General features: G+C 63.9%; 9 protein-coding genes. 6 read left to right on the forward strand and 3 right to left on the reverse strand.

Annotated elements, in window-relative coordinates; all coding sequences use genetic code 11:
- The first annotated feature begins 53 nt into the window (after window positions 1–53).
- The 6 genes from RF638_RS14305 to RF638_RS14330 all read left to right on the forward strand — a co-directional run bounded on the left by RF638_RS14305 (window position 54) and on the right by RF638_RS14330 (window position 5,663).
- Window positions 54–1,151 (forward strand): tartrate dehydrogenase, encoded by a 1,098-nt coding sequence (locus tag RF638_RS14305; protein WP_259917695.1) that lies wholly within the window; start codon window positions 54–56, stop codon window positions 1,149–1,151.
- A gap of 31 nt (window positions 1,152–1,182) precedes the next feature.
- Entirely contained in the window at window positions 1,183–3,075 is a 1,893-nt protein-coding gene (locus tag RF638_RS14310) for a glycoside hydrolase family 2 protein (protein ID WP_368842306.1), read from the forward strand.
- An 81-nt stretch (window positions 3,076–3,156) separates the two neighbouring features.
- Complete coding sequence (locus RF638_RS14315; protein ID WP_259917208.1) at window positions 3,157–3,438, forward strand: type II toxin-antitoxin system Phd/YefM family antitoxin; 282 nt, start codon at window positions 3,157–3,159, stop codon at window positions 3,436–3,438.
- A gap of 66 nt (window positions 3,439–3,504) precedes the next feature.
- On the forward strand, window positions 3,505–4,332 hold the full coding sequence (locus tag RF638_RS14320) for a helix-turn-helix transcriptional regulator (RefSeq protein WP_259917210.1): 828 nt from the start codon (window positions 3,505–3,507) through the stop codon (window positions 4,330–4,332).
- 160 nt (window positions 4,333–4,492) lie between these two features.
- Window positions 4,493–5,401 carry an Abi family protein gene (locus RF638_RS14325; RefSeq protein WP_368842307.1) on the forward strand — a complete coding sequence of 303 codons (909 nt, stop codon included), beginning with the start codon at window positions 4,493–4,495 and terminating at the stop codon, window positions 5,399–5,401.
- 61 nt (window positions 5,402–5,462) lie between these two features.
- Window positions 5,463–5,663, forward strand: a complete 201-nt coding sequence (locus RF638_RS14330; protein WP_368842308.1) for a hypothetical protein — start codon at window positions 5,463–5,465, stop codon at window positions 5,661–5,663.
- Here the strand turns inward: RF638_RS14330 and galK are convergent.
- The 3 genes from galK to RF638_RS14345 all read right to left on the reverse strand — a co-directional run bounded on the left by galK (window position 5,630) and on the right by RF638_RS14345 (window position 8,563).
- A complete protein-coding gene (gene galK, locus RF638_RS14335) occupies window positions 5,630–7,027 on the reverse strand; it encodes a galactokinase (RefSeq protein ID WP_368842309.1) in 1,398 nt (465 codons plus the stop codon). The genes RF638_RS14330 and galK overlap by 34 nt on opposite strands.
- A complete protein-coding gene (gene galT / locus RF638_RS14340) occupies window positions 7,024–8,151 on the reverse strand; it encodes a galactose-1-phosphate uridylyltransferase (protein WP_129701204.1) in 1,128 nt (375 codons plus the stop codon). Before galT ends, galK begins: the two co-directional genes overlap by 4 nt.
- A gap of 109 nt (window positions 8,152–8,260) precedes the next feature.
- The gene (locus tag RF638_RS14345; protein ID WP_129701202.1) at window positions 8,261–8,563 is read right to left on the reverse strand and encodes a hypothetical protein; all 303 of its coding nucleotides are present in this window, start codon (window positions 8,561–8,563) and stop codon (window positions 8,261–8,263) included.
- Between the last annotated feature and the right edge of the window lie 206 nt (window positions 8,564–8,769).

Raw genomic sequence — 8,769 nt, forward strand, 5'->3', positions numbered from 1 at the left:
GCTCATCGCGGCCCACGAACACCAGCCCTCGAATTCTCGAGAAGGAGCGCACCATGACTGAGCAGCAGGTTTTCACCATCGCCTCGATCCCCGCGGACGGGGTGGGTAAGGAAGTTGTTACCGCCGGCCGTAAGGTCCTGGACGCCATTGCCGAGCATTCCGGCGGAGCGTTCTCCTTCGATTGGACCGAGTTCCCGTGGGGCTCCGCCTACTACGCGGAGCACGGCGTGATGATGGACCCGGATGGTCTGGAGACACTCAAGGACTTCGACGCCATCTACTTTGGCGCCGTGGGCTGGGAGAACGTTCCCGATCACGTGAGCCTGTGGGGCCTTCGCCTGAACATCACGCAGAATTTCGATCAGTGGGCCAACATCCGCCCCGTGAAGTTCCTACCGGGAGTGCAGTCTCCTTTGCGCAAGGCCGATGACACCGAGCTGGACTGGGTGGTGGTGCGCGAGAACAGCGAGGGTGAGTACGCCGGTCTGGGCGGGCGCAACTTGTCCGGCCGCGGGCCCTCCAACGAGATGGCCGTGCAGACCTCCCTCTTTACCGAGAAGGGCTGCGAGCGCATCATCCGCTTCGCCTTCGACCTGGCCCGCACCCGCGCGGTCAAGAAGGTTTCCAGCGTCACCAAGTCCAACGCGCAGCAGTACGGGATGGTCCTGTGGGACGAGGTCTTCGCCCGCGTGGCCGCCGACTACCCGGACGTGGCCACCGAGTCCGTGCTCGTGGACGCCATGAGCGCCAAGTTCGTACTCCACCCGGAGGAGCTCTCCGTGGTGGTGGCCTCCAATCTCAACGCGGACATCCTCTCCGACCTCGGTTCCGCCCTGGCCGGCAGCCTTGGCCTGGCGGCGAGCGCCAACCTCAACCCGGAGCGCCGCTTCCCGTCCATGTTCGAGCCAGTCCACGGCTCCGCGCCGGATATCGCCGGTCAAGGGATCTCCAACCCCATCGGTGCGATCGCCAGCGCCGCCCTGATGCTCGACCACTTCGGCCTTCACGCCGAAGCCCGCCAACTCGAGGCAGCCATCGAGGCGACGACGGCGTCCGGTCACCTCACGCGCGATATCGGCGGGACCGCCAGCACCGAAGAAACGACCGACGCGATCATCGAGGCATTTGTGGGGGCCATGGCCAAGGCGTGAGGATGGGTCCTCAACCGTCTGGAGGACCCGCATGACCATCAGCACGTTCGACCCGCCCGTCTCCCCCGAGCCTGGGATTCCCCGTCCGGAGCATCCGCGCCCGCAGTTCGTGCGGGAGCACTGGGTGAATCTCAACGGTCAGTGGGATTTCGAGATCGACCGCAGTGACTCGGGAATCGACCGCGGGCTGGTCTCGCGGCCGCTGGCCGGAACGATCACCGTTCCGTTCGCGCCGGAGTCTGAACTGTCCGGGGTCGGGGAGACCGATTTCCTGGAGGCCGTCTGGTACCGCCGGGTCATCACGGTCCCGGCCGAGTGGGATGGGCTGCGTTCGGTGCTGCACTTCGGCGCCGTGGACTACGACGCCACGGTGTGGGCGAACGGGGTTGAGGTCGCTCGTCACCGCGGCGGCTTCACCCCGTTCAGCGCAGACCTCTCGAGCGTAGTTGGCCCGGGCGAGGAGGTGGAGATCACCGTGCGCGCCCGCGACCTGCACCGCGAGGTCCAGGCTCGCGGCAAGCAGGCCACCTGGTTCGCCAACACCCACTGCCACTACACGCGCACCACCGGGATTTGGCAGACGGTCTGGCTTGAAGGCGTGCCACCGGTAGCGGTCGAGCGTCTGCAGATCACGCCGAGCGTCGCCTCCCGGACGCTCACGGTTCTGGTGCCGCTGTCCCGCAACCTCGCCGACGGCGTGCTGCGGGTTCGCGTGTCCGATCCCGATGGTCGATTGGTCGCCGAAGAATCGGTGCGGACGGGCTTCGATCTGGCGCCGAGCGCCGTCGTCAGCATTGCCGAAGAGGACGTGCGGCTGTGGGACGTGGGCGACCCGCAACTATATGGCGTGGAAGTCGCGGTGCTCGCTGAGGCCGACGGCGCGGAACTCGACCGGGTGCGCAGTTACGCGGCGCTGCGATCGGTGAGTATCGACGGCACTTCGTTCCGACTAAACGGGCGCCGGGTGTTCCAGCGGCTCGTGCTCGATCAGGGGTACTGGCCGGAATCGCTCATGACGGCACCGAGCGATCAGGCGCTCATCGAGGACATCGAGCTGTCCATGGCGGCGGGCTTCAACGGCGCGCGCCTGCATCAAAAGGTCTTCGAGGAGCGGTTTCTTTTCCACGCTGACCTGCGCGGATACCTGGTGTGGGGAGAATTCGGGGACTGGGGTGTGTCCGGGCAGGGGCCGGTGGGGCATAACCAGAAGCCGAATGCGTCGTTCGTGGCGCAATGGATCGAGGCGGTGCGGCGGGACGTGAACCACCCGTCCATCGTGGGCTGGTGCCCGCTCAACGAGACGCACCAGGTGCTGCACGACCGGATCACCGTGCTCGACGACGTCACCCAGGCCATGTTCTGGGCCACCATAATGGCGGATCCGACCCGCCCGGTGATCGATGCGTCCGGGTACTCGCATCGAGTGCGCGAGACCGATGTCTACGACTCGCACTCCTACGAGCAGGATCCCGAGGCGTTCCGCGCGGAGCAGGCCGGGCTGGCGCACGGGGATCCGCACGTGAACCGGTACCACGGAGGTGAGATCGCCCTCCCCCACGCGCGGCCGGAATACTCGGTGCCGTATGCCGGGCAGCCGTTCTTCATCTCGGAGTACGGGGGTATTTGGTGGAACAAGGAGGAAGCCGCTCGCGCTGATGCGGAATCCGCGGGCCAGGACCAGGCCGATTCTTGGGGCTACGGGGACCGTGTGCGCAGTGAAGAGGATTTTTACGACCGCTTCGAGGGGCTGACCAACGTGCTGCTGGATGACCCCAACATGTTCGGCTATTGCTACACGCAGCTCACCGATGTGTTCCAGGAGAAGAACGGGATCTACGGCTTCGACCGGAGCCGGAAGTTCGACGTCGAGCGGTTGCGGCGGGTCCAGCAGCGCGCGGCGGCGTATGAGTTGCGGGAGGATTGAGGCAGTGGGCGGGTCTAGCAGAGTTTCGGCAGCCCGGAGTAACCCCTGGACCTCGTACGGGACCTGTCTTACGTTTGGTTCATGAGCGCCGTGGAACCTCCAGTCGAGAGCCTCTCGCTACACCAGCTCCATAACGAGTCTGGTCGTGTGCTCCGGCAAGTGGGTGAAGGGCACTCTTTCATTCTGACGAATAGCGGGACACCCGTTGGCCGGATTGTGCCACTGGACGCGCCTGAACCTTCGCTCCGGATCACTCGCCCCGCTCGCCGTGAAGGCGGTTGGAAAGCACTGAGGATCAAGCGCAAGAACTCCAAGCGCGATTTTCCCTCGATTCTTGATGTCTTACGCGGAGACCGTCCTTGACGAGGAGTTAGAAGAGAAAAAGAGAGAAGTGTTGAATACTCAGTGAGTACTCAATAGTGTTGATTCATGAACCATCGGCGGGAACAACGCGAGGCTCTCGGCCTGACCCAGATAGAAGCGGCGGCCAACGCAGGAATTAGCTTGGCCACCTGGCGCCGCTGGGAAGAGGACCCCCGCTCGGTCCGCGCCAGCACCCGTGTCGCATGTGAGGCAGTGTTCAGCACTGAGCACCCTGTTCGTGAGGACAAGACTGAAATCCAGGCGTTCGAGAGATCCTGGCAAGATTGCTCTTACCTCACTCCTCGACAGGCTTACGCCATCGCAGCAACGATTGATTTATGGGCTGACTTATACATAGGGGAGTGGCTGAAAGATCCCTCCTGCGAACCACTTCACCAGGTTTCGCCCTTCGATCAACTCGATCTGCGCATCATGATGCACGTAAATGAGAGTCGTTCCTGGGCCGCCAAAGTGGCTGAACGTTGCTACGCCGTCTCGGACGAGATCGCCAAAGGGGTTCTCCCATTCGACCGAGAAGGCGCGTATATGGACGAACTCCTGATCGCCATGTCGTTGAGTGACGCTCAAGTGACCATGGAGGACATCCCCGAGCTCTTTGATGAGCTCCCGGCTCGCGCCAGTGAAGACGAACGTGTGGGCGATGAAGATTGGGATGCGGTCAGCAGCTACTTCGACGATCAGTGTCGTTGGGACGAATGGGAGGTACCGCTGTATCGGGAACATCCGCTGTTGCCACCTATCCTTGCCGAGCGCCACCCCTTTACTTGGTTCGACAATATTCCCGCGTCCGGCGCGGGGTATCTCAACCGGCTCATGGGACGCGAGGTGTTGGTAACAGATGGCCAGGATGGTCCCGCTGGGACGTCTCAATGATTTTCGGGGAACCTACTCATTACGTTCCGAATGAGCCATTTCACCAACGTGGCTCACTTGCGAGCGGCCGATCCACCCGCGTAGACTCTGCATCACTAAGACCGGTTCCGCCTACGTCAGTAGGTCCAGGGCCGGTCCTCATTTTTTCCGGACAGCCCTCATGAACGAAGAAGTCAAGGCATACAAGACCTACGGCGAGCAAGTAGACATCCTTGCCCAACGAGGCATGGACATGGGCGACCGGGAACTCGCAATACAGACGCTCCGGAGAGTTAACTACTACCGATTGAGCGGATACTGGTACCCGTTCCGCAAACAGACATCATCCGGACGACAAGATGATTTCTACGCCGGGGCCCGATTCAGCGATGTCGTTGCACTGTACAACTTCGACGCTCGTCTCCGTGCTGCCACATTCTCAGCCTTGATGCCCGTCGAGCTCGCCATTCGCGCCCTACTTGGGCATGAGCTGGGCCGTATCGATCCATGTGCCCACTTGATTCCTTCAAAACTAGGACCGACTGCTCAATCCGGTGATCGATACCCCCGATGGCTCGAGAGATACAAGGGTGAACTGAACAAGTCCCGCGAAGACTTCGTTGCACACCACGACAAAAAGTACGGTGGGCGGTTGCCTGTCTGGGCCGCGACGGAACTGATGGACTGGGGAAGTCTCACTTACCTGTACGGCTTTGCGCCGCGACATGTTCAAGACACTGTCGCTGAAGCCTGTGGCCTGAGCGCACCTCAGCTGACGAGCTGGCTTAAATCACTCAACCTCGTCCGAAACACCTGCGCTCACCACGGGAGACTGTTTAACAGGGTGCACACAATCGTGCCAAAGCTCCCGAAAGTCGGACGTCACCCGGATCTCGATGCAGTCTCCACAGAATGGAACCGCACGTTTGGCCAGCTCACTCTCATTCAATTCTTGTCTGACCGGCTTGACCTCGGACGGAACACCTTGCTCCCTGCCGTCATGAGGAGCTTTCCAAACGTCCAAATCGTCCCAATCTCTCACATGGGAGTCCCCCACGGATGGCAATACAATTGTGCGCTTTGGGTCTGAACCAGCTTTGCGGTCGGCGCTGACCACGAGTATCGCGATGAACGGAATCGGAAAGGTCAACATGAAAACCGAAATCACCGTGACCGCCCGGCAATGGTCACACGGGTGGGAACTGATCCTGGACGAGGACAATGCGACCCAAGTCCGCACTCTTGATCGGGCCAAGCAGCAGGTTCGTGACTACCTAAACACCGTCCATCCGGAGATCGACCATTCTGAGCTCCGCGTTCACCTTGTACCTGAACGCCGGACATCTTCCTGACAGCCAGGACCCGCGAATGTAATCCGCTGCGCACCATCCGCCGGGAGGACGGTGAAGGTGTCCGGGGACTGTAGTTCGTGGTCGGCAAAGGTTCTGAGGACGGCGTCTCGGACCTGGTCCAGCTGGCTCTCGTGAACGAGGGCGATCGCGGAGCCGCCGAAACCGCCGCCTGTCATTCGGGCGCCGATGGCCCCGGCGTCCAGGGCTGCGTCGACGGCGAGGTCGAGTTCGAGGCAGGAGACTTCATAATCGTCACGCAGCGAGACATGCGAGGCGGTCATCAGTTCGCCGACGCCGCTCAGGTCGCCCTTGCGCAGCCGCTGCACCGTCTCCAGCACTCGGGCGTTTTCGCTCAGCACATGCCGGACTCGGCGGGCGGTTTCATCGTCGAGGACGTCGAGGGGGTCTTGGGCGGGCAAATCCGTTCTCAGGGTTCCCCTGTTGGGCGCGGCACCCGGGACGGTACCCGTGGCAGGAGCGGCATCGGCGGCGGTGTTAGGCGCAGAGCCGGGAACGCTACTGGTGGCTGAGAAGGTGGCTGGAGCGGCGTCGTCGGCGATGGGGATGTCGCGCAGGGAGTTGACGCCCAAAGTGGCCGCGGCGCGCTCGCACGAGGCGCGGCGGGCGGCGTACCCGCCGTCGGTGTGGGAGTGGGCGACCTCGGTGTCGATCACGAGAACGCTGAGGCCGTACTCGGTGAGGGGTAGGGGCACGATCTCGGATTCGAGGGTGCGGCAGTCGAGGAACAGCGCGCCGCCGGCCCGGCCCATGAGGGAGGCGGACTGGTCCATGATGCCGGTGGGCGCGCCGACGAATTCGTTTTCGGCGCGCTGGGTGAGGCGGGCGAGGTCGGGGTGGCTCAGGCCCAAGCCGAGGAGGTCGTTGAGGGCGACGATCGTGGCGACTTCGACCGCGTGGGATGAGGACAGGCCCGCGCCCACGGGCACGGTGGAGTCGAGGAGTAGCTCGAACCCGGGCACGTCCGCGCCATCCAAGCTAGCCAGGACGTACACGACGCCGGCGGGGTAGGCGCCCCAGCCGTCGACCGATCCGGGGGTGAGTTCTGAAACGGTGAAGCTGGCGCGGGAGTAGTCGCCACCGCCCGGGGCGTAAGTGGAGGCCAAGTCCGCGGTTCCCGTTCTCGTGTCGGACGGCTGTTTCAGCCGCACCGCCACCATGGCCGCGCGGTCAATCGCGAACGGGAGCACGAAGCCGTCGTTGTAGTCCGTGTGCTCGCCGATCAGATTCACCCGGCCCGGGGCCCGCCACACGCCGTGCGGTTCGTGGCCAAAGAGCTCGGTGAAACGGTGGGTGAGACGTTCGGCGCGGGTGCGCTCGTCATGCTGGGTGGGCTGGTGGTTCATGACGCAGCCTGCCTCAGGCGTTCGGCGGTCTGTTCCGCGGTGATGTCGTTGATGAAGGCGCCCATGGCGGCCTCGGAGCCGGCGAGGAATTTAAGTTTGTCCTCGGCTCGGCGGGGGCTGGTCAGCTGGAGGTGGAGCCAGCCGGCTTCGCGATCCGCAGTGGTGATCGGCGTCTGGTGCCATGCGGCGATGTAGGGCGTGGGGGTCGAGTAGAGCCGGTCCACGCGCTGCACGAGATCGCGGTAAAGCACGGCAAGTTCATCGCGTTCGTTGCCGGTCAGTGCCGCAAGATCGGGGAGCTGTCGATGCGGGACCAGGTGCACTTCCAACGGCCACCGAGCGGCGTAGGGGACGTAGGCGGAGAAGTGATCGCCGGTCAGGACCATGCGGTCGCCAGCTTCGGTTTCATCGCGCAGCAGTTCGCCCATGAGCGGCCAGCCGGTGGTGTCCAGGTGCGCCCGCGAGCGCTCAGCCAGGCGGGCTGCGGTGGGTGCGGCATACGGGTAGGCGTAGATCTGCCCGTGCGGATGGTGCAGGGTCACGCCGATCTGTTCACCGCGGTTCTCGAACGGGAACACGTGGCGGATACCCGTCATGGCGGACAGCGCCTCGGTGCGCTGGGCCCAGGCCTCGACCACCGTGCGGGCGCGTTCGAAAGGCAGGGTCCCGAAAGAGCCCTCGTGCTCGGGCGTGTAGACCACCACTTCGCAGCGGCCATACGCGGACGACGGCGCTCCCCACAGTTCCCGTCCCATCGCACCTTCCGGTGACGGCAGTTCCCCCAGCTCCGGGCCGAGCGACGGGAAGCGGTTCTCGAACGCGACTACGTGAAAGTCCTCCGCCGGAATCTCCGACGCCTTGCCGCCCACCGACGGGCACAGCGGACACTCATCGGCCGGCGGTAGATACGTGCGGCTCTGCCGGTGAGCGGCCACCGCGACCCACTCCCCCGTCAGCCGATCAAAACGCACCTGACCGTGACCGGAGCGCTCGCCCAGCGGACGGGTATCGATCACGTGCTCTACGGGCGCGGTGCCGCGGTCGCTGAAGAATATGGCCTCGCGCCCGTCGGCCAGGAGGTGGCTCCGGTGCTCGATGGGCCCTTCGTCCGTAGAGTCACTCATGGATTGAGAGGTGGAGTCTGTGGCCCTTCCCATTGCACATCCCTGCCTGCTCGACGGTGCTAGTCGGGTTCACTGTCTCACACGCCGCGCGACCCCGGCCCGCGCAGGATCACTGATCGTTCTCCGTCATCTGCTCCCACGCGGTCGATCCGGGCAACGGGCCGCGAGGGTCCAGGTTGTCGTGGTCGGGGTTGGAAACGCGAGTGGGCGACGTCGTCGGACTGGGCGTGCTGCTGGCCGACTCGCTGGAGGTCGAGGAGGCGCTCTGGCTGGGACTCGAGTTCTCTTCAGCCGAGGACTCTCCGCAGCCCACCAACAGTCCACCCATGATCAACGCCGCAGCCCCCGCAACGGCGGCCCGAGCCCGTCCGGCCGAGCAAGTTTTTGTCGAGTTCTCAAGTACACGATTCACGATTACCCCCATAGATTCTGTCGGGCGCCTCATGCGCCTGCCTCGATCTAAGCCGTTGAGCGAACGCGAATCATCGGCCCTGGCCAATCTGTGGATAACTCCGGCATTGGCCCCAAATAGTGGCGGAACATTACAGGCCCTTCACAGATGAGCGTGGGTAGGCGTCTTCCGCCACGGCCGGTGGCCACCGGCGGCGAGCAGGGCGC

This window comes from Kocuria sp. CPCC 205235, assembly GCF_040980905.1.
Lineage (GTDB): Bacteria > Actinomycetota > Actinomycetes > Actinomycetales > Micrococcaceae > Kocuria > Kocuria carniphila.

Excerpts from the sequence above, each read along its gene's own strand:
- RF638_RS14305 (WP_259917695.1), top strand. The coding sequence starts at position 54 with ATGACTGAGCAGCAGGTTTTCACCATCGCCTCGATCCCCGCGGACGGG.
- RF638_RS14310 (WP_368842306.1), top strand. The coding sequence starts at position 1,183 with ATGACCATCAGCACGTTCGACCCGCCCGTCTCCCCCGAGCCTGGGATT.
- RF638_RS14315 (WP_259917208.1), top strand. The coding sequence starts at position 3,157 with ATGAGCGCCGTGGAACCTCCAGTCGAGAGCCTCTCGCTACACCAGCTC.
- RF638_RS14320 (WP_259917210.1), top strand. The coding sequence starts at position 3,505 with ATGAACCATCGGCGGGAACAACGCGAGGCTCTCGGCCTGACCCAGATA.
- RF638_RS14325 (WP_368842307.1), top strand. The coding sequence starts at position 4,493 with ATGAACGAAGAAGTCAAGGCATACAAGACCTACGGCGAGCAAGTAGAC.
- RF638_RS14330 (WP_368842308.1), top strand. The coding sequence starts at position 5,463 with ATGAAAACCGAAATCACCGTGACCGCCCGGCAATGGTCACACGGGTGG.
- galK (WP_368842309.1), bottom strand. The coding sequence starts at position 7,027 with ATGAACCACCAGCCCACCCAGCATGACGAGCGCACCCGCGCCGAACGT.
- galT (WP_129701204.1), bottom strand. The coding sequence starts at position 8,151 with ATGAGTGACTCTACGGACGAAGGGCCCATCGAGCACCGGAGCCACCTC.